The sequence below is a fragment of the Pseudomonas sp. E141 genome, assembly GCF_052659885.1.
Map to the genome: position 1 here is coordinate 2,219,484 of NZ_CP084024.1, position 25,085 is coordinate 2,244,568.

Sequence of the window (25,085 nt, forward strand, 5' to 3'; positions counted from 1 at the left end):
CCAATGACGCATTCGTCCAGCATGCGGGGCTCTCTACCATCGGCCTATCGCCTGTCCCGCGACAGGCATCGACCAGGCAGAGGCCCATTATGATCTATGCACAACCCGGAACCCCAGGCGCCGTCGTTACCTTCAAGCCGCGCTATGGCAATTTCATCGGCGGCGAATTCGTCGCGCCGGTTAACGGCGAGTATTTCACCAACACGTCCCCGGTCAACGGCGAGGTCATCGCCGAGTTCCCACGCTCCAACGCCGCTGACATTGACAAGGCCCTGGACGCAGCCCACGCCGCTGCCGATGCCTGGGGCAAGACTTCGGTGCAGGATCGCTCCCTGGTGCTGTTGAAAATCGCCGACCGCATCGAACAGAACCTGGAACGCCTGGCTGTCAGCGAGACTTGGGACAACGGCAAAGCCGTGCGCGAAACCCTCAACGCCGACGTACCGCTGTCGGCCGACCATTTCCGTTATTTTGCCGGCTGCATCCGCGCCCAAGAGGGTGGGGCCGCCGAGATCAATGAACTGACCACCGCCTATCATTTCCACGAACCGCTGGGCGTGGTCGGACAGATCATCCCGTGGAACTTCCCGCTGCTGATGGCCGCCTGGAAACTCGCCCCGGCCCTGGCCGCGGGTAACTGCATCGTGCTCAAGCCAGCGGAGCAGACGCCGTTGTCGATCACCGTGTTCGTCGAGCTGATCGCCGACCTGCTGCCGCCCGGTGTGTTGAACATCGTCCATGGCTTTGGCCGCGAAGCCGGTGAAGCCCTGGCCACCAGCAAGCGCATCGCCAAGATCGCCTTCACCGGCTCGACCCCGGTGGGCTCGCACATCATGAAATGCGCCGCCGAGAACATCATCCCGTCCACCGTGGAGCTGGGCGGCAAGTCGCCGAACATCTTCTTCGAAGACATCATGCAGGCTGAGCCGGCGTTCATCGAAAAGGCCGCCGAAGGCCTGGTGCTGGCGTTCTTCAACCAGGGCGAAGTCTGCACCTGCCCATCACGGGCGCTGGTGCAGGAGTCGATCTACGCGCCGTTCATGGCCGAGGTCATGAAGAAGATCGCCAAGATCAAGCGCGGCAATCCGCTGGATACCGAAACCATGGTCGGCGCCCAGGCGTCCCAGCAGCAGTACGACAAGATTCTTTCGTACCTGGACATCGCCCGGGAGGAGGGCGCCGAGCTGCTCACGGGCGGCGCGGCGGAACATCTTGAAGGGGATTTGTCGAGCGGCTATTACATCCAGCCGACCCTGCTCAAGGGCCACAACAAGATGCGCGTGTTCCAGGAAGAGATCTTCGGCCCGGTGGTGGGCGTGACCACGTTCAAGGATGAAGCCGAAGCCCTGGCGATTGCCAACGACACCGAGTTCGGCCTCGGCGCCGGTCTCTGGACCCGTGACATCAACCGCGCCTACCGCATGGGTCGGGCAATCAAGGCCGGGCGTGTCTGGACCAACTGCTACCACCTGTACCCGGCCCACGCCGCGTTCGGTGGCTACAAGAAGTCTGGCGTGGGTCGTGAAACCCACAAGATGATGCTCGACCATTACCAGCAGACCAAGAACCTGCTGGTGAGCTACGACGTTAATCCGTTGGGCTTCTTCTAACCCAGACCCCCCCCTGTGGGAGCGAGCCTGCTCGCGATAGCGGTAGATCATTCAACCTCTATGTTGAATGTTCCGGCGTCATCGCGAGCAGGCTCGCTCCCACATTTGGATTTGTGTGATTGCAGCATTGCTACCAACGCACCCCACCCACTGCTTCGAAAGTAGCATTCGAACGTCGGGTACAGCGTGCATTAATGACCTTGCCGGAATGGCCCGGTACAAGAAGAGGAAAGACCCATGTGGACTAAACCCGCGTACACCGACCTGCGTATAGGCTTTGAAGTGACGATGTACTTCGCCAACCGATGAGCGTTGGCCCGGCCTGAGATGTTCAGGCCGGGCTACCCATTTGGTCTGATTGCAATCACGGTGGGATGCTTTAGGCTCAGGGTATTCCCGGAACAATAAGAACAGGCTTACCGATGAGCCAGAGTCTCAGCCCGCTGCGCAAGTTCGTTTCACCTGAAATCATGTTTGGCGCCGGTTGCCGGCACAATGTCGGCAATTACGCCAAGACGTTCGGCGCACGCAAGGTGCTGATCGTCACCGATCCCGGCGTGATCGCCGCAGGATGGGTCGCCGACGTCGAGGCCAGCCTCCAGGCCCAGGCCATCGACTATTGCATCTACAGTGCCGTCTCGCCCAATCCCCGGGTCGAAGAAGTCATGCTCGGGGCCGAGCTGTACCGGGAAAACCACTGCGATGTCATCGTCGCGGTCGGTGGCGGCAGCCCCATGGATTGCGGTAAAGGCATCGGCATCGTCGTTGCCCATGGTCGCAATATCCTGGAATTCGAAGGCGTGGACACCTTGCACGTGCCCAGCCCACCGTTGATCCTGATTCCCACCACCGCCGGCACCTCGGCGGACGTGTCGCAGTTCGTGATCATTTCCAACCAGCAAGAGCGCATGAAGTTTTCCATCGTCAGCAAGGCCGCGGTGCCGGACGTGTCGCTGATCGACCCGGAAACGACCCTGAGCATGGACCCGTTTTTGTCCGCCTGCACCGGCATCGATGCGCTGGTGCATGCCATCGAGGCGTTTGTATCCACCGGCCACGGCCCGCTCACCGACCCCCATGCGCTGGAGGCCATGCGCCTGATCAACAGCAACCTGGTGCAGATGATCGCCAACCCGGCGGATGTCGCCCTGCGGGAAAAGATCATGCTGGGCAGCATGCAGGCCGGCCTGGCGTTCTCCAACGCGATTCTCGGTGCGGTGCACGCGATGTCCCACAGCCTGGGCGGGTTCCTGGATTTGCCCCATGGCTTGTGCAACGCGGTGCTGGTGGAGCATGTGGTGGCGTTCAACTACAACTCGGCGCCCGAACGTTTCAAGGTGATTGCCCAGACGCTGGGTATCGATTGCCGGGGCCTCAATCACCGGCAGATCCGCACCCGGCTGGTGGAACACCTGATTGCCCTCAAACGCACCATCGGCTTTCACGAAACCCTGGGGCTGCACGGGGTGAGTACTTCGGATATTCCGTTCCTGTCGCAACATGCGATGCATGACCCGTGCATTCTCACCAACCCTCGGGAGTCGAGCCAGCGGGATGTCGAGGTCGTCTATGGCGAAGCCCTCTGACGAACAGCAAAAAGCCCTGGCCGGGCTGCTGGGACTGGGCAATCACTCCACGCGCAAGAGCCACTATCCGGAACTGGCCGCGCGCCTCGATGAGCTGGAACAGGCTCGGCAACACCTGCAACAGCTCAACGATCAGTTGGAACAGCGGGTGGCCGAACGTACCGACGCACTGCTGGAGGCCAACCGCAACCTGCAACAACAGATCACCCAACGCGAGCTGATCGAACAACAACTGCGCGACGCTCGGGACGCTGCGCAGGCGGCCAACCGCAGTAAGGACAAATACCTGGCCGCCGCCAGCCATGACCTGCTGCAACCGCTCAACGCCGCACGCCTACTGATCGCCACATTACGCGAACGCTCGCTGCCCACCTCCGAACACGTGCTGGTGGAGCGTACCCACCAGGCGCTCGAAGGGGCGGAAGACCTGCTCACCGACCTGCTGGACATCTCCCGGCTGGACCAGGCTGCAGTCAGGCCGGACCTGGCGCCGTATCGGCTGGATGAGTTGCTCGCGCCGCTGGCTTCGGAGTTTCAATCGGTGGCTGGCGCTGCCGGCTTGGAGCTACGGGTACGTTTCGGCGACGAAACAGTGATGACCGACCTGCGGCTGATGACCCGGATCTTGCGCAACCTGCTCAGCAATGCCTGTCGCTACACCGCTCAGGGCGGCATCCTGTTGGCCGCGCGGCGTCGGGGCGAGCGGTTGAGCCTGGAGGTCTGGGACACGGGGCGCGGTATTGCTGCCGACTGCCTGGAGTCGATCTTCCTGGAGTTCAACCAGCTGGACGTAGGTCGCGCTGCCGATCGCAAGGGTGTCGGCCTGGGTTTGGCGATTGTCGAGCGTATCGCCCACATTCTCGGTTATCGGGTCCAGGTACGTTCCCGCCCGGGGCGCGGTTCGGTATTCAGCATCGAGGTGCCGTTGTCTGCTGAAAGACTGCTGCCCATGGCCCAGATGCCCGCCCAGGCCGTCGCCGGTAACCCGCTGCCTGGCCGCCGTCTGCTGGTCATCGACAATGAGCTGAGCATTTTGCAAAGCATGGCCGCGCTGCTGGGGCAGTGGGGGTGTGACGTGTTGACCGCCACGGACGAGGCGGGTGCCTTTGACGTGCTGCAAGGCCGCGCGCCGGAACTGATCCTGGCGGATTTCCACCTGGACCATGGCGTGGTCGGGTGCGAAGTGGTCAAGCACTTGCGCGAGCATTTCCAACAGACGATCCCGGCGGTGATCATCACCGCCGATCGCAGCGACCAGTGCCGCCGCGCCTTGCGCAAACTCAATGCGCCACTGCTCAACAAACCGGTCAAGCCCGGCAAATTGCGGGCGGTGTTGAGTCAGTTGCTCGGATAGCGAGTGGCGAGGTGACGCCAGATTTCACCAACAATCCCTTGTGGGAGCGAGCCTGCTCGCGATAGCACTGGGTCAGCTTGCATCACTGTCTAATGCGCCACGGCCATCGCGAGCAGGCTCGCTCCCACATTTTTCAGCCAGTGCGCCATCAAAACGCCGTCATTTGGTCGGTGTTTATGCCTTGAATGAAAAAAGAGGCTTCGGTCTGTTTAGTTCATTCTGTAAACTCCCCCCGCTGCGACAATCGGGCGCGGCCATGTCTGGCCCGATTACAAGCGTTTTGCAGTGTCCCTCACCCAGCTGAAGCCAAGACCTACAAGAAGTCAGCGCCGGAGAGACATAAAAGCGAGGCCGATGATTCTCGGCCCCTGTAGGTCCATCCTCCAGTCTCGTCTCGACCCCAGTCATGCCGTATGCCGGCCATGGCGTGGTCTATCATTGCCGGACTGGTGGGCGGAATGGCGTTCTACCCTAGGGATACACACATGTTGAAGAAAACACACACGGCGCTGCTGGGCCTGGCGATGGCGATGGGTCTTGCGACCACGCACGCCGCCGAGGCAAAAAAAGTGGATGTCCTGCTCATTGGTGGCGGCATCATGAGCTCGACACTCGGCGTTTGGCTCAATGAGCTGGAACCGGACTGGACCATGGAAATGGTCGAGCGCCTGGACGGTGTTGCCCAAGAGAGCTCCAACGGCTGGAACAACGCCGGTACCGGTCACTCCGCGCTGGCCGAGCTGAACTACACGCCCGAAGACAAGAATGGCAAGGTCGAAATCGCCAAGGCCATCGAGATCAACGAAGCGTTCCAGGTTTCCCGTCAGTTCTGGGCCTGGCAGGTCAAGAACGGCGTGCTGAAGAACCCGCGCTCGTTCATCAACTCCACCCCGCACATGAGCTTTGTCTGGGGCGAGGACAACATCGCGTTCCTGAAGAAGCGCTACGAAGCCCTTCAGGCCAGCCCGTTGTTCGCCGGCATGCAGTACTCCGAAGATCGCGAGCAGATCAACAAGTGGGTACCGCTGATGATGCAAGGGCGTGATCCGAGCCAGAAAGTCGCGGCCACCTGGAGTCCCTTGGGCACCGACGTGAATTTCGGCGAAATCACCCGTCAGTTTGCTGCTCACCTGCAAACCAAACCGAACTTCTCCCTCAAGCTGTCCAGCGAAGTGCAGGACATCACCCGCAACGAAGACGGCACCTGGCGCGTTGCGTACAAGAACCTGAAGGACGGTAGCGAAACCGAGACCGACGCCAAGTTCGTGTTCATCGGCGCTGGCGGCGGTGCCTTGCACCTGCTGCAGGAAGCCGACATCCCCGAAGCCCGTGAATACGCCGGCTTCCCGGTGGGCGGCTCGTTCCTGGTGACCGAGAACCCGACCGTCGCCCAGATGCACCTGGCCAAGGCCTACGGCAAGGCTTCGGTTGGCGCACCGCCGATGTCGGTTCCGCACCTGGACACCCGCGTGCTCGACGGCAAGCGTGTGATTCTGTTTGGCCCGTTCGCCACTTTCTCCACCAAGTTCCTGAAGAACGGTTCGTACTTTGACCTGCTGACCAGCACCACCACCCACAACGTGTGGCCGATGACCAAGGTGGGTATCGAACAGTACCCGCTGGTTGAATACCTGGCCGGCCAGTTGATGCAGTCGGACGAAGATCGCTTCAACGCCCTGAAGGAATACTTCCCGGACGCCAAGCAGCAAGACTGGCGCCTGTGGCAGGCCGGCCAGCGCGTGCAGATCATCAAGCGTGATGAAGAGAAGGGCGGCGTTCTGAAACTGGGTACTGAAGTGGTCGCCTCCCAGGACGGCAGCATCGCCGCTCTGCTGGGTGCTTCGCCAGGTGCCTCGACTGCTGCGCCGATCATGCTGACGGTGCTTGAGAAGGTCTTCAAGGACAAGGTCGCCACCCCGGCCTGGCAGGAAAAACTGCATCAGATCGTGCCAAGCTACGGCACCAAGCTCAACGAAAGCCCTGAGCGTGTGGCTCAGGAGTGGGCTTACACCAGCGAAGTCCTGCAGCTGGACACGCCACCGACGATCGGCCAGCAGCGCACCGCGCCTGCACCGACTGCGCCGGCCGCTGCCCCGCAAAGCAACCCGGCGGCCGACATGGCGCTGTAAACCGGACGTTGTCTGGTGAATAAAAAACGCCGCTCATCGAGCGGCGTTTTTTTTCGTCTATGATTTTTCGATCCCCGAAGAGGATCAAACCATGACTCGCCTGACCGCCAAGGACTTTGCCCCCGAACTGCTCGAGCTTTACGATTTTTACGCCCACGGCCAGATATCCCGAAGGATCTTCCTGGAGCGGGCCAGTCAGTTTGCGGTGGGCGGGCTGACGGCCGGCGCACTGCTGGCGTCGTTGAGCCCCAACTATGCCCAAGCGATGCAGGTGAACTTCACCGACCCGGATATCGTGGCGCAGTACATCACTTATCCCTCTCCCAACGGTCACGGTCAGGTGCGCGGCTATCTGGTCCGGCCAGCCAAGGCTAGCGGCCCGGTGCCCGGTGTGGTGGTCGCCCATGAGAACCGTGGCTTGAACCCCTATATCGAGGACGTCGCCCGGCGTGTGGCCAAGGCCGGTTTCGTGGCGCTGGCGCCGGACGGCCTGACCTCGGTGGGCGGGTATCCGGGTAACGATGACAAGGGGCGCGAGCTTCAGCAGCAGGTTGATCCCGAGAAGCTGATGAACGATTTTTTCGCTGCTGTTGAGTTTCTGATGAAACACGACGCCATTGGCGGCAAGAAAGTCGGCATCACCGGTTTCTGCTACGGCGGCGGGGTGGCCAATGCCGCCGCCGTGGCGTATCCCGAGCTCGGCGCGGCGGTGCCATTCTACGGGCGCGGGCCCAAACCTGAGGACGTGCAGCGAATCAAAGCACCGTTGCTGATCCACTACGCCGAACTCGACACCCGCATCAACGAAGGCTGGCCGGCCTATGAAGCAGCGCTCAAGGCCGGGAAGAAGACCTATCAGGCCTATATCTATCCGGGCGTCAACCATGGCTTCCACAACGACTCGACCCCGCGCTATGACGAAGCGGCTGCCGAACTGGCGTGGGGGCGCACCCTTGAGTGGTTCAAGCGCTACCTGGGGTGAGCGCCACGTCGCGGCTCAGTAGCGAATCATCACGGACTTGAGTTCCGTGTAGTCGTCGATGAAGGCGCTGCCGAACTCCCGGCCCATCCCCGAAGACTTGCTGCCGCCAAAGGGCACGGCCGGGTCGAGCAGGGTGTGCATGTTCACCCATACGGTGCCGGCTTCGATGGCGGGCACCATGCGCAGGGCCTTGCCCAGGTCATTGGTCCAGAGGCTGGCACTCAGGCCGAACGGCGTGTCGTTCATCAGCTCCAGCAGTTCTTCTTCACTGTCGTAAGGCAAGAACGTGGCGATCGGGCCGAAGGTCTCTTCGTGAAGCAAGGTATCGCTGCGACTGTTGGCAAGGATGATGGTCGGCTCGACATAACAGCCCGGTCCGTCGATCAACTTGCCGCCGTGAATGATGGTGTTGTCTTGCGCCCGGGCCTTGGCAAAGAACTCACCGAGTTTGCGCTGATGCTGGCGGTTGGTGACCGGGCCGAACTCGGTGGCTTCGTCCAGGGGCGAGCCGATATTGAGTTTGCTCAGGCGCTGGGCCAGTTTGTCCATGATCGGTTCAAGCTGCGAACGATGGACAAAGAACCGCTCGGCCGCCGCGCAGATTTGCCCTGAGTGCAGAAAACCCGCTTCGATGATGCCGTTGACCGCCACGTCCGCCGCCACGTCCGGCAGAAAGCCCGCCGCATTCTTGCCGCCCAGTTCCAGTGTGGCACGGGTCAGCCCGGCGCCCATGGCGCTCTGGCCGACGGCGAGGCCGGTTGGCACGGAACCGGTGAACGAAACCTTGTTTGTGCCAGGGTGCTCGATCAACCCTTTGCCTACTTGACCACCGCCGGTCACCACGTTGAGGGCACCCGGTGGCAGGCCCGCGTCCATGGCCAGTTCGGCGATGCGCAGGATGGTCAGCGGCGTGAACTCGCTGGGTTTGATGATGATGCTGCAGCCGGTCACCAGTGCCGAGGCGAGTTTCCAGATGGCAATCATGGTGGAGAAGTTCCACGGCACGATGCCGACCACCACGCCCACCGGTTCGCGCAGCGTGAACGCGGTGTAGCGTTCACCGGCGAAGGAGGGCAGCGACGGGGTGATGGTCTGGCCGCTGATCTTGGTGGCCCAGCCGGCGTAATAACGCAAAAAATGCGCGGCCTGGTCGACCTCGAAAGCGCGGGATATCTGGATGATCTTGCCCGACTGGCAGGTTTCGATCTGCGCCAGTTCTTCGCGATGGCGCTCCAGTAGGTCCGCCAGCTTGAGCAGCACGTGACCGCGCACGGCCGGTGCCGCCGCAGACCACTGTTTGAATCCGCGCCGCGCCGACTCCACCGCCGCATCGATATCGCCTGGCGAGGCTTCGCTGACCTGTGCGATGACCTGGCCGGTGGCGGGGTTGACGACGTCCAGCGTCTGCGCGCTTTGGCTTTGGACATAACGACCGTCGATGAACAGCGCGTGGTGTCGGGCGAGAAAAGCTTCGACCTGAGGCAGCAGGGCAATATCGCTCATGAGGGTTTCCTGATCGCGGGCAAGGGAAAGTCTGGAGGTTAATCCCTGGGGGCCGATGCGGCTTGACTGTGCCTGCCGCGGGGTATGTCTGTGGCTGCCAGTTTCCGGAAGGGGCTGGCAGCCAGGAGCAAAAGCCATTGCAGCCATGTACAAGCCAGCGCGACCGGTTTGCGTTCAGATCAGTGTTTCGACTGACGGGCAAAGGGGCGGGCGATGTTTCTCCAGACCAACAAACAGAAGCTGGCGTTGATCGCGCAAATACAACGCGCATTGGCCGGAGAGGGCGGCGACGCCCCGATGCTGGAGGTGTATCCGCCACTGCGGGACTGTCTTGAGCAACACGCACGGCAGATGACGCAGGCAAGCGAAGACCTGCGCAATGCCCAGGCACAGGTGAGCGAGCAGAGCGCGCGAGGCCGGCAACGTGAGCATGAACTTGAGGTGGCTCGCCAGCAGTTGGAACAGGCCCTGGAGCGCGAGCATCGGCTTGAAGCACGCCTGGATGAACACCGCCAGCAGTTGCAGCAACTCCAGCAGCAAGCGCACATCTGGGAGCTGCTGCAATCGACCCTGACCGAAGGCTGCTGGGACATCACGGTGGTCAATGGCGATCTGCAGCACCCCGCCAGCGCCATGCGTTTTTCCGGTCAGTTCCGCTCGCTGCTGGGCTACACCGCCGATGAGTTACCCGATGGCTGGGATGCCCAGGTCAGCATCACCCACCCTGACGACCTGCCAAAGATCATGGCGATTTTCGAGCGGGAAATCCTTGGCTCCCAGGGCAGCGGCGAGTACGTATTCGAATACCGGATGCGCCATAAGAGCCGGGATTACATCTGGTGTCGCGAGCGTGGTCGCGCGTTACGGGATTCGCACGCACGCCTGGTTCGGGTCATCGGTGCGGTGCGCGATATCAGCGATGAACGCTCGGCCCAATCCACCCACCAGCGCATGCTGGAGCAGAACCAGGTGACCTACGCGCAGATTGCCACCGTGGTGGGGGTGATCAAGGGCATCGCCGAGCAGACCAATCTGCTGGCCTTGAACGCCGCCATTGAAGCGGCCAGGGCGGGCGAGGTCGGACGCGGTTTTTCCGTGGTGGCCGATGAGGTGCGCAAACTGGCAGAAAGCACTCGCCAGGCGACCCATCAGATCCAGACCATGTTGCATCAGCACAAACAATAATCCGCCCGGGAGCTGCCTTCGGGGCAGCTCCCGGTTGCTTCAGAATGGAACCGCTACCACCAGTTGGCTGTAGACATTGGTGCCGTTGCCACTCACTTGATTGCCGCCGTTGCTCGCGTCCTTTTCCGGCTTGTACAGACCCACCAGTGGCGTGACGATCAGGTGTTCGTTCACGGCCCATTCCACATACAGGTCCAGCTCCCGTCCATCGAGATTCAGCGCGTCGCGGGTGTGCAGGGTCTTGTAGTCGAAGAATAGCGCGCCGATAGTCACTGCCTCTGTTGGCTTGAGCTTGAGCCCCAGGTGCTGGACAGCGGTGTTGCTGTTGAACGGCCCGGAATAGTTGCCGGTGACTTCGCCCTGGAACCAGGTACCATAGCCGCGACTCGTGCCGTTGAACATCGAGTCCCAGTCCTTGGAGTAGCGGCTGTAGCGATAGGTCAGGTCCGGGGTCCAGGGCAGCTCAGCGAAGGTGTAGCCGACTTCGGTGTACCAGGCTTTCTCCGGGCCCGCGTCCTTGTCCTGCCAGGCATATTCGAAGGCAAAGTGGGCATTGTCGATGCCGGCATTCCCCGCGCCCCGCAGGCTGTAGATGTCCATGCCTTCGCGCTGCTTCTGGAACTCGCTGGCGTAGCGATCATCGACGTCGATGCCATGGATGTAGGTCAGCCCCAGGGTGCCTGGTGCGGCGCTGTATTGCAGGGTACCGGCGGCCATTTCGGTATTGGCCTGGGCGCGGTTGTCGGACTTGATCCACATCAGGCTGCCGTGTACGCCTTCCTGGCCGCCCAGGCGCAGCACGGCGGTCTTGTCGAAGGCATGACGGGCCGCCAGGTAATAGGCGCCGCCGCGGTTGAACTCACCGTCGGCCACGCCTTTGCCCAGGTTCAGACCGTCGTCATTGATGATGAAACCATCGCCGAGGGTAATGACCTGGCGACCGTAGGACAGGTCGACGCCGTCCTTGCCCAGCGCCGGGAACAGATCCCCTGAACGCCAGCCGGCAAACGTTTCATCGAACTTGGTGGTGCGTTCGGATCCGTCGCTCAGGCCCGCGGCATCGCCGTCGCCCCAGGTGCCGGAGCTGACCAGATTGGCCGTCCCGTAGACGCTGCCCATGGCGCCGAGTGTCTGGTCGATACTCAGGCCATACTTGATAAAACCCTCACGCCAACTTGAGCCGCCGCGGGTGCCGTCATAGTTCTTGCGACTATTGAACATCCCGTAGACCGCCAGGAAGTTGCCGGTAACCGTGGTGTCGTCGTCGGCGTAAAGCTCATAGGCCTGGGCCGACGAATCAGCCACCAGCAGGGCGATCCCAAGGCCGATGGCGTTGCGCAGCAAAGGTGTATTGCGGGTGTGCTCCATGGTGTTTTCCCCAGTGTGATAGGACATCAGAGCGCCCATTAAGGGGAGACCGGGGCAGGGAAGTCTTTTACCTGCCTGCCAGATAATTGATCCAGCCCGCCAAGGCGCGAGCGCTGGCAGGCAGCAACAAAACCGGCGGCAGACACGGGCAAGACGCTCGGGCCGAGGGCGGCGCACAGTGATCCTGCACGCGACGCCGTTTCGATCAGGGACTGGCTGGGGAAGGCTTGAGCGCCGGCTCCTGGACGGCAGTGGCATCCATACTAAAAATCCGCTTTCGAGGATCTTCACGATGTCGATCAATGACAGGCTCACCGAGCACTTGAACCGGGGTACGGTGGGCTTTCCCACCGCGTTGGCCAGCACCATTGGCCTGATCATGGCAAGCCCGGTGATTCTCACCGCCACCATGGGCTTCGGTATTGGCGGCAGCGCCTTTGCCGTGGCGATGTTGATCGCCGTGGTCATGATGCTGGCCCAGGCGACCACCTTCGCCGAAGCCGCCTCGATCCTGCCCACCACCGGCTCGGTCTACGACTACATCAACTGTGGCATGGGACGCTTTTTTGCAATCACCGGTACGCTGTCGGCCTACCTGATTGTCCATGTGTTCGCCGGAACTGCGGAAACGATCCTGGCCGGGGTCATGGCCCTGGTGAATTTCGAGCACCTCAACACCCTGGCCGAATCGGCGGGTGGCTCCTGGCTGTTGGGCGTGGGGTTCGTCGTGGTCTTCGGCGTGCTGAACGCGTTTGGTGTCAGCGCCTTCGGCCGGGCCGAGATCATCCTCACGTTCGGCATGTGGACGACCCTGATGGTGTTCGGCGTATTGGGCTTGATCGCCGCTCCGGCGGTGGAGCTGGAGGGGTGGTTTGGCGCATCCGTGGTGGGCACCGATCTGGTGACGGTGCTGTCGCTGGTGGGCATGGCCATGTTCATGTTTGTCGGTTGCGAGTTCGTCACGCCACTGGCGCCGGACCTGCGGCGCTCGGCCACGACCATGCCGCGGGCCATGATGCTGGGGTTGTTCGGCGTTGCCACATGCATGTTCATTTATGGCGCGGCGATGAAGCGCCAGGTCGAAAACGTACTGCTCGATGCCTCCAGCGGCGTGCACTTGCTGGACACGCCCATGGCGATTCCGCGATTCGCCGAGCAGGTCATGGGCGATATCGGCCCGATGTGGCTGGGGATCGGCTTCCTGTTTGCCGGAGCGGCGACCATCAACACCCTGATGGCCGGTGTGCCGCGGATTCTGTATGGCATGGCGGTGGATGGTGCGCTGCCGCGGTTTTTCACCTATCTGCACCCGCGTTTCAAGACCCCCGTGCTGTGCATCCTTGTGGCGATGCTGATTCCCTGTCTGCACGCGTTGTGGCTCGGCGGCAATACCGACAACATCATGCATCTGGTGCTGGCTGCAGTGTGTGCCTGGAGTTTTGCCTACCTGTTGGTGACCGTGTCGGTGATCAGCCTGCGGATCCGTCGTCCGGATCTGCCACGGGCCTATCGCTCACCGTTTTTCCCGCTGCCTCAGATCCTGTCCAGTGTCGGCATCGTCATCGGCATGTGGTTCATCACTCCACCAGGCATGAATCCGGCAGACATTTACGTTCCATTCGCGGTGATGCTCGGTGGCACTGCGGCCTACGCCTTGTTCTGGACCCTGGTGGTGCAGAAGGTCAATCCATTCAAGCCCGCGTCGGTGGAAGACGTGCTGGCCAAGGAGTTTTCCCATGAGCCAGGGCAACCTGTCAGCGAGTTTGACGAACGTGCTGCGAAGACTGTCTGAGCTGTTCAGTGCCCACCGCGCCCCGGTCGGTTATCGTCCCGGGGTGACGCTGGAACACTTGCGGCGCAACCTCGGGCTGGCGCGATTCGAGATGTCCGGCCCGGTGATGGCGATGGCCGTCACCGATGATGGTTGCTTGCAGGTGGAGATCGTCGAGCGCACCGAGTCGCAGTTGTTGATGCACCTGGTGATGACCGAGTTCGTGCTGCGCGTGCCTGCGTCGAGAGAGGGCACGGCACGCGTGGAACTGCACCATGGCGGGGCCGTGCGTCGCCAGGGTATTCGTTGTCGGCTCAAGGACGGGGACAATCAGCTGTCGGCTCGTTTGAAGACGGCGATAGAGGGCGATCCGGCGCTGTACCAAGCCCTCATGCCGCTGGACTTCAAACGCCTGCGCATCGATCTGCAAGACCACCAGTGGTGCGTGCGGCTGGAGCACATGGGCGGCAGTGAGGTGGTGAATCGGATGCCGGCCTTTCGGCGCTACATTGCTTTGAGCCGCGAGCAACGGATTGCCTTGTGGGCGGTCTTGAGCGGCTTGCAAAGGGTGCTGGGAACACTCTGATTTGTGGGCTTTGCCCTGGCATCAATTGTGCTACTGCTCTGGCGATCAGGTACTTGTTGCGTGCATATAGATAACATGTTAACTATTGCCGTACAAAAACAATAAGCCACTGCGGAGAGCGCCATGAGCATGCATCAGGTTGGGCAAGACGGGCTGGAGACCTGGAACCGGGATCTGCGCGCGACTTGCGGCCATTTCGAGACGGAACTGGCCTTTAATCGCGCGCTGTTTATCGGTGAGGTGTCGAATTTCTTCCGTGGCGGTCTTCCCCTCGCCAACTTGCGTACCAACGCTGGCTGTATCAAGCGTCACTCGCCAAATCCCGACCACGATGACGACCAGGATTGCTTCCTGGTCAGTCAGCGCAGTGGATATTCACGCATTACTCAGAACGGCCTGAGCATCCAGCTGGCGCCCGGCGAACTGCTATTGATGGATTCGGTGGGCTCGCTCGAGATCAGCCCGTTCGGCCTGATTGAACACGCGGTGTTGTCTCTGTCCCGCCAGGATGTGTCCAGGAAACTGGGCGGGGAAACCCGGACCTTCGGCAAGATCTCCTCGCGCAAGGCTTGTGGGCGCATGTTGCACGTCTTGATGGATCAGCTGTGCAAGGACACTCCCGACGGTGAGGGCGCCACAGGAGAAGGCGAAGCTTTGCAGAATGCGTTTGTTTCGCTGCTCGGTTCGGCCCTGGAGCAGGGCACCGGATCGGAGGATGACGGCGTTGCGTTTCAAGGCAGTCACTTGCGCAGTTATGTGCAGAAAGTCATCGACGAGTCCCTGACCCAGCCCGGCTTGAGCCCGGTGGGCCTGGCCAACCGTCTGAACATTTCGGTGCGACATCTGTACCGTTTATTCGAAGAACAGGATGACAGCGTCTGCCGCTACATCCAGCGGGCCCGGCTCAAGCGCAGCGCCGATGACCTGACCAATCCGTTCCTGCGGGACGAATCCATCACTTCGATCGCCTACAAATGGGGCTTCACCGATTCGGCCCATTTCAGCCGTTCGTTCAAGAAACAGTTCGAGCTATCGCCCAAGGAATTTCGTGCCAGCCATCTGCAACAGGTACAGGGGGTGGTTTGAGTGGTGGGCGCATTCAGGGTCGGCTCAAGCTGACCCACGGCTATCGCGAGCAGGCTCGCTCCCACAGTGGATGGGGGGAGGATGGGGCTGTGGGAGCAGGGCTGCCGGTGATGACGGCTGCGTCGACATCATCGCCAGCCGACGCACCGCTCCCACACGCTCAAACTTCGGGCAAGGTCGAGCCGCCGTCCACCACCAGGGTTTGTCCGGTCACATACGCGGCCAGGTCCGATGCCAGAAAGAGCATGGCGCCGGCGATGTCGGACGGGGTGCCCAGGCGTCCCAGCGGTACCCGACGGGCGATGTCTTGATTGACCGCATCATCCCCCAGGTTCGCCATGGCCGGTGTCGCGATCATCCCGGGTTCGACGCCGTTGACCCGGATATGCTCACTCGCCAGTTCCAGTGCCGCATTGCGGATGAACCCGTTGACTCCGGCCTTGGACGCCGCATAGTGACTGAGCCCTGGATAAGCCACCCGCGGGCCGGTGACCGAGGAGGTCACCAGCACGCAGCCCCGGCCCTGCCGACGGAACATCGGCAATGCTCCCTGAGTCAGCCAGAACAGCGCCGAAAGGTTGACTGCCAGCGTGCGCTCAAGCATCGGCGGTGTGATCCCGGCAAAGGGTGTCAGGGGAAAGTACCCGGCGTTGTGCACCAGAACATCCAGCCTCCCCAGACGCTGCTCCAGATCAGCTATCAGCGTACTGATCGCCGTTGCATCGGCCAGGTCCACGCCCACGGCCTGTACCTGACAACCTGCAGCGGTCAACTCGCTCGCCACCACCTCGGCCTGTGCCAGGTCCAGGTCAGCGATCACCACACGGCCCCCACGCCAGGCGAAGGCTTCGACGATGGCCCGGCCTATACCCTGGGCACCGCCTGTGACCAGCACCGTTTTTGCGCTGAAATCCAGATCATCAGGCATCCGTGACCTCCATCCGGCTGAAGGCCAGGGTTGGTACGTCTACGATGCTGGAGCCACCGTCGGCCACCAGTGCCGCGCCAGTGATGATCGATGCTTGATCCGAGGCCAGGAAGCGACACACATGGGCAATCTCCAGCGCGCTGGCGGGCCTGCGCAATGGCACGTCCGCGCAGACCCTGTCGTAGGCCTGCTGCAGCGTTTCGCCGTGAAACTGCATCAAGACCTGCATTTCCTCATCAGCCATCGGCGTGCGCACCCAGCCCGGGCAGACGGCGTTGACCCGCACCCCGCGCGGGCCGTAATCGCGCGCCAGGGAGCGGTTCAGCCCCAGCAGCGCGTGCTTGGCGGTGGTATAGCCGCAAACTTGCGGGCCTGCCGCCAACGACGCGATGGATGCGATCAGCACAATGTTGCCAGCGCTTTCCTGCAGCAGCGGCAGGCACGCCCGGGCGCTGTAGAAGGCGCTGTCGAGATTGCTGCGCATGGCCGCTTCCCAGGTCTGCGGGCTGGTCTGGGTGGCGCTGCCCAGGCCCATGCCGCCAGCGCAGGCCAGCAGCACATCGAGCCGGCCATAACGCTCGCGGATCTGTGCGACGAAGCCGTCCCAGGTCGTCGGGCACGCGGCATCGCCCACCAGCACCAGGCCGCCTATTTCCTCGGCCAGTTGCGCCAGAGGTTCGCGGCGTCGGCCGATCAGCACCAGGTTGGCGCCGTCAGCGGCATACAACCGGGCGCAGGCGGCACCGATGCCAGTGCCCGCGCCCGTGATCACGATGGTGCGCAATTCAGGCATCGGGATATTCCGTCCGGTTGAGAACCTGGCAGTAGGAACTGACGGGGAAATTGGAAAACTCATCGAAAGACGCGCCGGCATAACCGAAAATCTTGCCGTCGCTGCGGTGCTGCTGCATGTCGATCAGCACCAGGCCCAGGGTCGGGATGATCTTTTCCCGCCAGACGAACAGGTACAACTGATCGGCGATCTTGTAGGTGTCACACCGGTCGGTATCGCACAGGCCCTGTTCGACACCCTTGAGGCACTGCCAGGAATAGAACCGGTCGTTGAGATAGATGTGTTCGTAGACTTCGCTGGGGCTGTAGCGATACAGGTTGCGCAGGCCCACCAGTTCGGTGGTCGGTGCATGTGGGCACAGGCCCTGCTGCCAGGGGCGGTCGAGACTGCCGTGAAGGAACTCCACTTTCACGCCCGTCAGTGGCTGGCCGGCCAGCGCGCGGCTGTACAGACCTTCGCGAGTTTGTTCTTGCCCGGGCATGCTGCCGATCACTGCGGTGAACGCCGCGTGAGCGGTATCAAGTACCAGGCTGACCGACCAGGCTTGTGCGCCTTCGTGCTTGACGAAATCCACCAGGTAGAGGCCTGGCCGCACCGACGTGGCCCGATAAGGCGCGGTGCCGCTGGAATGACCATCGGCTGCGTTCCATGACAGGGTTTGCTGTTCGAAGCGGTGTTCGATCTGCCAGCCATTGGCGAAATTCAGCGTGAAGGTCTTACCGTTCAGGTCGGCCAGGTTCGGCAGGATGAACGCTTCAGGGGCAAAGCCGTCGGCCAGGGCGCCGACGGTGATCCAGTCTGTAGGTGTGGTCATTGCAAGACTCCGGTTGGATGAGATAGCCACCCGGATCATGGCGCCTTGCGCGGGGCTGGCCCATCAACCGAATGGTTGAACCGGCACAGGCAATGGCTTAGAGGAACAGGCTGCTGACCAGCTCGGTTCGATTGCTCACGCCGGTCTTGCGAAACAGGTTGATCAGATGCGTCTTGACCGTGGGCAGGCCGACTTCCAGCTCTCGGGCCAACTCTTTGTTACTGGCGCCCTGGCGCAGCAGCAACGCTATCTGGCGTTCCTTGGGGGTCAGGCTACTGAGCAAGTCGTCCTGCGGTGGCAGGTTGGCGACGGCCAGTTGCAGCAACGCTTGCAGCGCTGCGAGCTGCGTCAGTTGCTCGCTGGTGAAGACGCCTTGCTCGGCGGTGCGCAACAAGGAAATAGCCGCTTGAGGCCGACTGCCCCGATGGGCGAAGACTTCCACCACATCCACCACGTCGTAGCGCTGTAAAAAATGGCGGTAGCGATGGCTGTCACGGATTGGCTGGCGGGCCATGGCCAGCCCAAGAGGCACCACGGCCAGGTGGCTGGAAACGTAGTTGCGCGGCTGCAACGGGTCGAACTGGCGATAATTGTCCAGATAGTCGCGATGCATCTCGCCGCTCATGCCATGCAGGCTGAAGTCATGGGCTTGCAACTGTCGGTCGACGCAATAGAAGGCCGCTCGACTGGCGGGAACGAGCTGGGTGAACGCGTGCAGGCAATGGCCGGCGATGTCCTGGGAGGGGATGACGTACATGCTCGCAACCTTCGCCAAGAGGGCTGCCGGTGAATCCGGCAGCCGGGTCCGGTCAGACTACCGCGAAGTAGTGTTTGACAAAACTTTCGCTGACCACTTCCCACAATACCGGCGTACCTTTGGTCACGAACCAGCTGTCGCCGGCCTTGTAGCGGGTGCTCTGGCCGCTGGCTTCATCGGTCAGCACCACTTCGCCAGTGACCACGGTGGCCTGTTCGGCGAACGGATAAACCATTCGGAACTTGCCCTTGGTCGTGCCGAAGTAGGCGCTGCTGACCGCATCGGTGGGGGCGCCGAAGGTCATTTTGCCGAAGGCTTTGACTTCGCCTTCGAGAATCTGCGAACCGAGATCGGCGACGGTGCCCCAGGCGTCCAGGTCGGACAGCTGGATGTCTTTCTTGAGGTTGATAAGGGGCATGGCAGTGACTCCTGATGAGTGAAAAAAACAGCGGGTATGTATGTCTAGTACCGGTCCGTGAAGGCGCTGGGATCTGTGGGAGCGCCTAACTGACTGGCATCATGGCCATCAGCGACGGCCATTCCAGTAACCCGACAGCTGGTGCCAGGACTTGCCGGCGGTCAGCAGCAGTGGACGGATGGCGTCCTTGCCGATGATGGTCGGACGCCTGACGGAGCTGACCAGGTCGTAGCGCGCCGAGCCTTCGCTCATGCCTTCGGCCAGCACCTTGCAGATGATGTGGCTGGGGGTGACGCCAAAGCCTGAATAGCCCTGGACGAAAAACGCATTGCTGCGGCCGGGCAGGGTGCCGATCTGCGGAAACAGGTTCGGGCTGCACGCCATCGGGCCGCCCCAGGCCAGGTCGATCTTCACGTCCTTGAGGTACGGGAAAATCTTCAGCATCAGGCGCCGATTCCAGGCCTTGAGGTCCTGGGGGATGTGTTCTATCAACGGCGTCGCCGCACCGAACAGCAGGCGGTTTTCATTGGTGACGCGGTAGTAGTCGATCACCGGGCGAATATCGCTGTAGGCGCCGCGAATCGGGCTGATGCGCTGGATCAGCTCCTCCGACAATGGCTCGGTCATCATCTGGAAGGCATAGGTATTGATGGTCGAGCGATGCAGCTCCGGCTCCAGTTTGTTGAGGAAGCTGTCGCAGGCCCACAACAGCTTGCTGGCCTTGACCGAGCCACGCCCGGTGCGCACGGTGATGCGCTCGCCGTAGCTGACTTCCAGGGCCGGACTGTTCTCGAAAATCCGCACGCCGTGGCTGACCAGTGCCTTGGCTTCGCCCAGCAACAGGTTCAGCGAATGCACGTGCCCGCCGCCCATGTGCAGCAATGCACTGCTGTAGGCCTTGGACCCGATGATTTGCTGCACGTCGGAACCGCCGAGAAAGCGGATCTCATGCTTGCTGTTGATCGACTTGAAGTCTTTTTCCCAGGCCCGCAGGGTTTTTTCCTGGCGAGCGTTGAAGCCCATGTAGCCGTAGCCATGGCAGAAGTCGGCATCGATGTCGTACTTGGCGATGCGGTCCTTGATGATGTCCGCGCCCAGATCGCTGATCTCGAAGACCTGCCGCAGCCCGTCTTCTCCCACATCCTTCTTGATTTTTTCCAGGTCATGGCCGATGCCGGCCATGATCTGCCCGCCATTGCGCCCGGTGCCGCCGAACCCCAGGTAGCGCGCCTCCAGCACCACGATATTGGTAATGCCTTTTTCAGCGAGTTCCAGCGCGGTATTGATGCCGGAGAAACCGCCGCCAATCACCACGACGTCGGCTTCCACGTCCTGTTCCAGGGTTGGGAAACTGAGGTTGTATTTCTTGGTGGCGGTGTAATAGGTGGGCGTTTCGATATTGATCATGACGCAACCTGACAAAGTGAAAAGAAACGCCGTGACAAGCGCCTTCGCAAGACACTGCACGCGATGGCCCTATTAAGAGCCCTGGTGCTGGCGCCTGTCTTGATCATCCGTGCCGGCGGATTTGATCGAGCGCGCCATGGCAGTGAAGGTCGCACCGTGGAAAGTACAATCTTGGGTCTGGAAGGTGCATTTTTCAGTTGCCCCGGATTACCCATACTGAACGGGCCTTAATCACTGATTTCGCCATTTCTGCACCACCGGGTTGCCGGGTAAAGGCGGGATCGGCAGATGCCAATAATAAAAGAGCCCGTCCATGAAAAAGCCAAATCCATTGCTCGAAGACCTCAAGCCTATCCTGCCGGTCATTGCCGCCAATGCCTTCCAGGCAGAGAAGGACCGTAGCGTTCCTGTCGAAAATATAGCCTTGCTCAAAGGTATCGGCATGCACCGGGCTTTCCAGCCGAAAAAGTACGGCGGCATGGAAATATCGCTACCGCAGTTCGCCGACTGCATCGCGTTGCTGGCCGGCTCCTGCGCCAACACCGCCTGGGCCATGAGCCTGTTGTGCACCCACAGCCATCAATTGGCAATGTTCCCGGCCAAAACCCAGGAAGAAGTCTGGGGTGACGATCCCGATGCGACTGCCAGTAGCAGCATTGCACCTTTCGGCCGCACCGAGGAGGTCGAGGGCGGTGTGATGTTCAGCGGCGAAATGGGCTGGAGCAGCGGCTGTGACCATGCCGAGTGGGCGATCGTGGGATTTCGCCGCAAAAATGCCGAAGGAACCCAGGACTATTGCTTCGCGGTGCTGCCTCGCAGCGATTATGAAATCCGCGATGACTGGTACGCGGTAGGCATGCGCGGCAGTGGCAGCAAGACCTTGATCATCGACAACGCGTTTGTGCCGGAACACCGGATTCAGAAAGCCAAGGACATGATGGAAGGCAAATCCGCCGGGTTTGGCCTGTACCCCGACAGCAAGATTTTCTACTCGCCGTATCGCCCGTATTTCGCCAGCGGTTTCTCCACCGTGAGCCTGGGTGTGGCGGAACGCATGCTGGAGGTTTTTCGCGAGAAAACCCGGACCCGCGTGCGCGCCTACACCGGCGCGGCAGTGGGCGCCGCCACCCCGGCCCTGATGCGCCTGGCCGAGTCCACTCATCAGGTGGCGGCAGCCCGGGCGTTTCTGGAGAAAACCTGGCAAGAGCATGCCGAGCACAGTGAGCGCCACCAATACCCCAGCCGCGAAACCCTGGCGTTCTGGCGGACCAACCAGGGGTACGCCACCAAAATGTGCATTCAGGCAGTGGATCGCCTGATGGAAGCAGCCGGGGGTGGCGCCTGGTTCGAGACCAATGAACTGCAACGACTGTTCCGCGATGCCCATTTGACCGGTGCTCACGCCTACACCGACTACGACGTCTGCGCGCAGATTCTGGGCCGTGAACTGATGGGCCTGGAGCCCGACCCCACCATGGTTTGACCGCCTGCTCGCTGAGCCTGGCTCATATAAAAACAATTGAGGCCGTCGACTGAGGCGGCCGGGAGTCTTGTATGTCTGATGTGTGCGATAGCGCTTTCGACACCCGTGCGTTTCGCCGGGCCCTGGGTAACTTTGCCACTGGCGTGACCGTGGTCACCGCGGCCGCCGAAGATGGTCGCAAGGTCGGTGTGACGGCCAACAGTTTCAACTCGGTGTCCCTGGATCCGCCGCTGATTCTCTGGAGCATCGACAAGCGCTCCAGCAGTCACGGTGTGTTCGAGGCCGCCAGCCATTTTGCGGTGAACGTGCTGGCCGCCGATCAGATCGACCTGTCGAACAACTTCGCTCGGCCCAAGGAGGATCGGTTCGCCGAGATCCAGTTCGAGGCCGGGGAGGGAGGTGCTCCGGTGTTTGTCGATTGCTCGGCGCGTTTTCACTGTGAAAAATTCCAACAGGTCGATGGCGGTGATCACTGGATCATGATCGGTAAAGTCGTGGCGTTTGATGATTACGGCCGCTCACCGTTGCTCTATCACCAGGGCGCCTACTCGATGATCTTGCCCCACACCCGCATGACCAAACGGGAGGAGGGACAGTCCCCCAGCAGTCACTTCCAGGGCCGTTTGAGCCACAACCTGTATTACCTGATGACCCAGGCGCTGCGGGCCTATCAGGCCAGTTACCAGCCGCGCCAGCTGTCCACCGGGCTGCGCACCAGCGAAGCACGGATGTTGATGGTGCTGGAAAACGATGCAGGGCTGAACCTGTGCGACCTGCAACGAGAAGTGGCGATGCCGGCGCGTGAGATCGAAGAGGCCGTGGCTAACCTCAAGCGCAAGGGCCTGGTCACCGATGAGGGCGAGCGAGTGCGTCTGACCGTCAAGGGCGTGGACGAAACCGAAGGACTCTGGGCAATTGCCAAGGAGCAGCAGGACAAGGTATTCGGCCAGTTCAGCGAGCAACAGGTGGAGCATTTCAAGGCCGTGCTCAAAGGCGTCATCAAAGGCGCTTGAGTTGTTACAGGGGTTCAGGCGCGACAATCAGCCTTGTGGCGAGGAGAGAAATCCCTTCGCCCCAAGGTAACTTGGCGCCGAAGCTGTTAAGATTTAGTTAACTCATTAACTAAATTCCCTCGCGAACTCACCTATGCCCAAACCGCGCCAATCCTTGACCCTCACCCTTCTACAGGCCCGTGAAGCGGCCATGGGTTTTTTCCGTCCCTCCCTCAACCAGCACGGTTTGACCGAACAGCAATGGCGAGTCATCCGTATCCTCAGCCAGCACGACGAGCTGGAGATCAATCGCCTGGCTGAACTGGCCTGCATTCTCAAACCGAGCATGACCGGCGTGCTGACGCGCATGGAAGCGGCGGGCATGGTGGAACGGCGCAAGGCCGAACAGGATCAGCGGCGGGTGCTGGTGCGCCTGGCGCCGCAGGGGCAGGCGAGCTTCGATTCGATGAGCCAGAGCATGGAAGAGAATTACCAGCGTTTGCAGGGCAAGTTGGGGGAGCAGAAGTTGCAGACGTTGCTGGAGTTGCTCAATGACCTGAAAGCGATCAGGCGTTGAGATCCCGGGTTGGTTAACGTCTGTGGGAGCAAGGCTTGCCCGCGATGAAGGCACCGCGGTCTCTCAGAAACCGAGGTGCGTGTTTCGCGAGCAAGCTTTGCTCCCACTGGCCCCTCACCACAGGGTATTCGGCAGGGTCAGTACACACCACCCGTCGCAGGTTTTGGTGTGTCTTTGAACGTCGCCGCAAGGCTTTGCAAACCGCGCATCAACACGGTTGTATCCACCCCCACCGCGACAAACGCAGCGCCCAGCTCGATATAACGCCGGGCGAGCTTTTCATCGGCGCTGAGAATCCCGGCCGCTTTGCCGGCCTGGCGGATGCGGGCGATGGCGTCCTCGATGGCGGCTTGCACGGTCGGATGCCCGGGATTGCCACGAAAACCCATGGACGCGCTCAGGTCCGCCGGACCTATGAAGACCCCGTCAACACCTTCCACTGCGGCGATGGCATCCAGGTTGGCCAGGCCCTCGCGGCTTTCGATCTGCACCAGCAGGCACATCTGTTCGTCGGCCTTATCGAGGTAACCGGCAATACTGTTCCAGCGTGATGCACGGGCCAGCGCACTGCCGACGCCTCGGACGCCTTGAGGCGGGTAATGAATGGCGCGCACCAGTTCGCGAGCCTGGCCGGCGCTTTCGACCATCGGCACCAGCAAGGTTTGCACACCGATGTCGAGCACCTGCTTGATCAATGCGGTGTCGCCGACCACCGGGCGGATCACCGGTTGGCTGGGGTAGGGGGCCACGGCCTGGAGCTGGCCGAGCATCCCGCGCACATCATTGGGCGCGTGTTCGCCGTCGATCAGCAACCAGTCGAAGCCGGCGTTGGCCGCCAGTTCCGCACAGTAGGCGTCGGCCAGGCCCAGCCACAGGCCAATCTGCGCCTCACCGCTGCGCAGCCGTTGCTTGAAGGTATTGATGGGCATGTCCATGAGTCAGTCTCCGATCAGACGAAACGGCAAGCGATGGAACCGAGCATGTCGTAGTCGACATGGAAGGTATCCCCCGGGTTGGCCGCCACGGGACGGGTGAAGGAGCCGCCGAGAATGATCTGCCCCGGCTGCAGGGTGACGTCGTAGGCCGCCAGTTTGTTCGCCAGCCAGGCCACGCCTTTGGCCGGGTGATTGAGCACCGCTGCCGAGACGCCGGATTCCTCGATCACGCCGTTGCGGTAGAGCACCGCAGGCACCTTGCGCAGGTCGATTTCAGTGGGGCGCACCGCGCGCCCGCCCATGACCACGCCGGCGTTGGCGGCATTGTCGGAGATGGTGTCGAAGACTTTGCGGGTGGCCTTGCTTTGTGGATCGATCTGCTGGATGCGGGCATCAATGATTTCCAGTGCCGGGATCACCCATTCGGTGGCGTCCAGCACGTCGAATACCGTCACGTTCGGGCCTTTCAACGGCTTGCCGAGGATGAACGCCAGTTCCACTTCTACCCGGGGCACGATGAAGCGCTCGAACGGGATGTCGGTGCCCTCGTCGAAGAACATGTCATCGAGCAGGGCACCATAGTCCGGCTCAGTGATGTTCGACGAGACCTGCATGGCCCGGGAGGTCAGGCCGATCTTGTGGCCGACCAGCTTGCGGCCGTCCTTGATCTTTTGCGCAACCCAGGCGCGCTGGATGGCGTAAGCGTCGTCCAGGGTGATATGCGGATGGTCGAGGGAAAACTGCCGCACCTGTTCGCGCGAACGTTCTGCGTGGTCGAGGCGGGCGGCGGCCTGCTGGATGAGGTTTTGATCGAGCATGAA

Annotated in this window: 23 protein-coding genes; 13 read left to right on the forward strand and 10 right to left on the reverse strand. The window is 61.6% G+C overall.

The window, feature by feature from the left end; genetic code table 11:
- Positions 1-89 precede the first annotated feature (89 nt).
- The 6 genes from exaC to yghX all read left to right on the forward strand — a co-directional run bounded on the left by exaC (position 90) and on the right by yghX (position 7,661).
- Positions 90-1,610, forward strand: a complete 1,521-nt coding sequence (gene exaC / locus GKKCFE_RS10055) for an acetaldehyde dehydrogenase ExaC (RefSeq protein ID WP_076385147.1) — start codon at positions 90-92, stop codon at positions 1,608-1,610.
- A gap of 237 nt (positions 1,611-1,847) precedes the next feature.
- Complete coding sequence (pqqA, locus tag GKKCFE_RS10060) at positions 1,848-1,919, forward strand: pyrroloquinoline quinone precursor peptide PqqA (protein ID WP_003243383.1); 72 nt, start codon at positions 1,848-1,850, stop codon at positions 1,917-1,919.
- A gap of 113 nt (positions 1,920-2,032) precedes the next feature.
- Positions 2,033-3,196, forward strand: a complete 1,164-nt coding sequence (gene ercA / locus GKKCFE_RS10065; RefSeq protein WP_076385145.1) for an alcohol dehydrogenase-like regulatory protein ErcA — start codon at positions 2,033-2,035, stop codon at positions 3,194-3,196.
- Positions 3,180-4,550: an ATP-binding response regulator gene (locus GKKCFE_RS10070; protein ID WP_047229924.1), complete on the forward strand. Its 1,371-nt coding sequence runs from the start codon at positions 3,180-3,182 to the stop codon at positions 4,548-4,550. Before ercA ends, GKKCFE_RS10070 begins: the two co-directional genes overlap by 17 nt.
- Before the next feature lie 485 nt (positions 4,551-5,035).
- Positions 5,036-6,679: a malate dehydrogenase (quinone) gene (gene mqo / locus GKKCFE_RS10075; protein ID WP_274090837.1), complete on the forward strand. Its 1,644-nt coding sequence runs from the start codon at positions 5,036-5,038 to the stop codon at positions 6,677-6,679.
- Positions 6,680-6,770: 91 nt separating this feature from the next.
- The gene (yghX, locus tag GKKCFE_RS10080; RefSeq protein ID WP_160892512.1) at positions 6,771-7,661 is read left to right on the forward strand and encodes a YghX family hydrolase; all 891 of its coding nucleotides are present in this window, start codon (positions 6,771-6,773) and stop codon (positions 7,659-7,661) included.
- A gap of 15 nt (positions 7,662-7,676) precedes the next feature.
- Here the strand turns inward: yghX and GKKCFE_RS10085 are convergent, their stop codons facing one another.
- Positions 7,677-9,164: an aldehyde dehydrogenase family protein gene (locus GKKCFE_RS10085; RefSeq protein ID WP_047229921.1), complete on the reverse strand. Its 1,488-nt coding sequence runs from the start codon at positions 9,162-9,164 to the stop codon at positions 7,677-7,679.
- Between the two features lie 213 nt (positions 9,165-9,377).
- Between GKKCFE_RS10085 and GKKCFE_RS10090 the strand changes: the two genes are divergently transcribed.
- Positions 9,378-10,349, forward strand: a complete 972-nt coding sequence (locus tag GKKCFE_RS10090; protein WP_310662927.1) for a methyl-accepting chemotaxis protein — start codon at positions 9,378-9,380, stop codon at positions 10,347-10,349.
- Positions 10,350-10,388: 39 nt separating this feature from the next.
- On the opposite strand, the gene GKKCFE_RS10095 is transcribed toward GKKCFE_RS10090, so the two are convergent.
- A complete protein-coding gene (locus GKKCFE_RS10095) occupies positions 10,389-11,717 on the reverse strand; it encodes an alginate export family protein (protein WP_310662948.1) in 1,329 nt (442 codons plus the stop codon).
- A gap of 292 nt (positions 11,718-12,009) precedes the next feature.
- Between GKKCFE_RS10095 and GKKCFE_RS10100 the strand changes: the two genes are divergently transcribed.
- The 3 genes from GKKCFE_RS10100 (at position 12,010) to feaR (ending at position 15,160) form a co-directional block, all read left to right on the forward strand.
- On the forward strand, positions 12,010-13,509 hold the full coding sequence (locus GKKCFE_RS10100) for an APC family permease (protein WP_076385137.1): 1,500 nt from the start codon (positions 12,010-12,012) through the stop codon (positions 13,507-13,509).
- Complete coding sequence (locus GKKCFE_RS10105; protein WP_310662929.1) at positions 13,454-14,074, forward strand: DUF3156 family protein; 621 nt, start codon at positions 13,454-13,456, stop codon at positions 14,072-14,074. The genes GKKCFE_RS10100 and GKKCFE_RS10105 overlap by 56 nt, the downstream gene beginning before the upstream one ends.
- A 123-nt stretch (positions 14,075-14,197) precedes the next feature.
- A complete protein-coding gene (gene feaR, locus GKKCFE_RS10110) occupies positions 14,198-15,160 on the forward strand; it encodes a transcriptional regulator FeaR (protein ID WP_310662930.1) in 963 nt (320 codons plus the stop codon).
- 160 nt (positions 15,161-15,320) lie between these two features.
- Here the strand turns inward: feaR and GKKCFE_RS10115 are convergent, their stop codons facing one another.
- The 6 genes from GKKCFE_RS10115 to GKKCFE_RS10140 all read right to left on the reverse strand — a co-directional run bounded on the left by GKKCFE_RS10115 (position 15,321) and on the right by GKKCFE_RS10140 (position 20,277).
- Entirely contained in the window at positions 15,321-16,088 is a 768-nt protein-coding gene (locus tag GKKCFE_RS10115) for an SDR family oxidoreductase (protein ID WP_310662931.1), read from the reverse strand.
- Positions 16,081-16,881, reverse strand: coding sequence for an SDR family NAD(P)-dependent oxidoreductase (locus tag GKKCFE_RS10120; protein WP_310662932.1), 801 nt, complete (start codon positions 16,879-16,881; stop codon positions 16,081-16,083). The genes GKKCFE_RS10115 and GKKCFE_RS10120 overlap by 8 nt, the downstream gene beginning before the upstream one ends.
- On the reverse strand, positions 16,874-17,695 hold the full coding sequence (locus GKKCFE_RS10125; protein WP_107321710.1) for a molybdenum cofactor biosynthesis F family protein: 822 nt from the start codon (positions 17,693-17,695) through the stop codon (positions 16,874-16,876). Before GKKCFE_RS10125 ends, GKKCFE_RS10120 begins: the two co-directional genes overlap by 8 nt.
- Before the next feature lie 97 nt (positions 17,696-17,792).
- Positions 17,793-18,452, reverse strand: coding sequence for a helix-turn-helix transcriptional regulator (locus tag GKKCFE_RS10130; RefSeq protein ID WP_310662933.1), 660 nt, complete (start codon positions 18,450-18,452; stop codon positions 17,793-17,795).
- A 52-nt stretch (positions 18,453-18,504) separates the two neighbouring features.
- Positions 18,505-18,870, reverse strand: coding sequence for a cupin domain-containing protein (locus GKKCFE_RS10135; RefSeq protein WP_047229912.1), 366 nt, complete (start codon positions 18,868-18,870; stop codon positions 18,505-18,507).
- A gap of 108 nt (positions 18,871-18,978) precedes the next feature.
- On the reverse strand, positions 18,979-20,277 hold the full coding sequence (locus tag GKKCFE_RS10140) for an NAD(P)/FAD-dependent oxidoreductase (RefSeq protein ID WP_047229911.1): 1,299 nt from the start codon (positions 20,275-20,277) through the stop codon (positions 18,979-18,981).
- Positions 20,278-20,590: 313 nt separating this feature from the next.
- On the opposite strand from GKKCFE_RS10140, the gene GKKCFE_RS10145 reads away from it, so the two are divergent.
- From GKKCFE_RS10145 to hpaR, 3 genes are all read left to right on the forward strand, one after another.
- Positions 20,591-21,760 carry a p-hydroxyphenylacetate 3-hydroxylase oxygenase component gene (locus GKKCFE_RS10145; RefSeq protein WP_310662934.1) on the forward strand — a complete coding sequence of 390 codons (1,170 nt, stop codon included), beginning with the start codon at positions 20,591-20,593 and terminating at the stop codon, positions 21,758-21,760.
- Positions 21,761-21,831: 71 nt separating this feature from the next.
- A complete protein-coding gene (locus GKKCFE_RS10150; protein ID WP_047229909.1) occupies positions 21,832-22,773 on the forward strand; it encodes a p-hydroxyphenylacetate 3-hydroxylase reductase component in 942 nt (313 codons plus the stop codon).
- Positions 22,774-22,906: 133 nt separating this feature from the next.
- Positions 22,907-23,329: a homoprotocatechuate degradation operon regulator HpaR gene (gene hpaR / locus GKKCFE_RS10155; protein WP_047229908.1), complete on the forward strand. Its 423-nt coding sequence runs from the start codon at positions 22,907-22,909 to the stop codon at positions 23,327-23,329.
- 137 nt (positions 23,330-23,466) lie between these two features.
- Here hpaR and hpaI read toward each other — a convergent pair whose 3' ends face one another.
- Entirely contained in the window at positions 23,467-24,264 is a 798-nt protein-coding gene (gene hpaI, locus GKKCFE_RS10160) for a 4-hydroxy-2-oxoheptanedioate aldolase (RefSeq protein ID WP_445577805.1), read from the reverse strand.
- 14 nt (positions 24,265-24,278) lie between these two features.
- Positions 24,279-25,082: a 2-oxo-hept-4-ene-1,7-dioate hydratase gene (gene hpaH / locus GKKCFE_RS10165; RefSeq protein ID WP_047229906.1), complete on the reverse strand. Its 804-nt coding sequence runs from the start codon at positions 25,080-25,082 to the stop codon at positions 24,279-24,281.
- Between the last annotated feature and the right edge of the window lie 3 nt (positions 25,083-25,085).

Coding starts and splice junctions, on each gene's coding strand:
- exaC (WP_076385147.1), top strand. CDS start 90: ATGATCTATGCACAACCCGGAACCCCAGGCGCCGTCGTTACCTTCAAG.
- ercA (WP_076385145.1), top strand. CDS start 2,033: ATGAGCCAGAGTCTCAGCCCGCTGCGCAAGTTCGTTTCACCTGAAATC.
- GKKCFE_RS10070 (WP_047229924.1), top strand. CDS start 3,180: ATGGCGAAGCCCTCTGACGAACAGCAAAAAGCCCTGGCCGGGCTGCTG.
- mqo (WP_274090837.1), top strand. CDS start 5,036: ATGTTGAAGAAAACACACACGGCGCTGCTGGGCCTGGCGATGGCGATG.
- yghX (WP_160892512.1), top strand. CDS start 6,771: ATGACTCGCCTGACCGCCAAGGACTTTGCCCCCGAACTGCTCGAGCTT.
- GKKCFE_RS10085 (WP_047229921.1), bottom strand. CDS start 9,164: ATGAGCGATATTGCCCTGCTGCCTCAGGTCGAAGCTTTTCTCGCCCGA.
- GKKCFE_RS10090 (WP_310662927.1), top strand. CDS start 9,378: ATGTTTCTCCAGACCAACAAACAGAAGCTGGCGTTGATCGCGCAAATA.
- GKKCFE_RS10095 (WP_310662948.1), bottom strand. CDS start 11,717: ATGGAGCACACCCGCAATACACCTTTGCTGCGCAACGCCATCGGCCTT.
- GKKCFE_RS10100 (WP_076385137.1), top strand. CDS start 12,010: ATGTCGATCAATGACAGGCTCACCGAGCACTTGAACCGGGGTACGGTG.
- GKKCFE_RS10105 (WP_310662929.1), top strand. CDS start 13,454: ATGAGCCAGGGCAACCTGTCAGCGAGTTTGACGAACGTGCTGCGAAGA.
- feaR (WP_310662930.1), top strand. CDS start 14,198: ATGAGCATGCATCAGGTTGGGCAAGACGGGCTGGAGACCTGGAACCGG.
- GKKCFE_RS10115 (WP_310662931.1), bottom strand. CDS start 16,088: ATGCCTGATGATCTGGATTTCAGCGCAAAAACGGTGCTGGTCACAGGC.
- GKKCFE_RS10120 (WP_310662932.1), bottom strand. CDS start 16,881: ATGCCTGAATTGCGCACCATCGTGATCACGGGCGCGGGCACTGGCATC.
- GKKCFE_RS10125 (WP_107321710.1), bottom strand. CDS start 17,695: ATGACCACACCTACAGACTGGATCACCGTCGGCGCCCTGGCCGACGGC.
- GKKCFE_RS10130 (WP_310662933.1), bottom strand. CDS start 18,452: ATGTACGTCATCCCCTCCCAGGACATCGCCGGCCATTGCCTGCACGCG.
- GKKCFE_RS10135 (WP_047229912.1), bottom strand. CDS start 18,870: ATGCCCCTTATCAACCTCAAGAAAGACATCCAGCTGTCCGACCTGGAC.
- GKKCFE_RS10140 (WP_047229911.1), bottom strand. CDS start 20,277: ATGATCAATATCGAAACGCCCACCTATTACACCGCCACCAAGAAATAC.
- GKKCFE_RS10145 (WP_310662934.1), top strand. CDS start 20,591: ATGAAAAAGCCAAATCCATTGCTCGAAGACCTCAAGCCTATCCTGCCG.
- GKKCFE_RS10150 (WP_047229909.1), top strand. CDS start 21,832: ATGTCTGATGTGTGCGATAGCGCTTTCGACACCCGTGCGTTTCGCCGG.
- hpaR (WP_047229908.1), top strand. CDS start 22,907: ATGCCCAAACCGCGCCAATCCTTGACCCTCACCCTTCTACAGGCCCGT.
- hpaI (WP_445577805.1), bottom strand. CDS start 24,264: ATGGACATGCCCATCAATACCTTCAAGCAACGGCTGCGCAGCGGTGAG.
- hpaH (WP_047229906.1), bottom strand. CDS start 25,082: ATGCTCGATCAAAACCTCATCCAGCAGGCCGCCGCCCGCCTCGACCAC.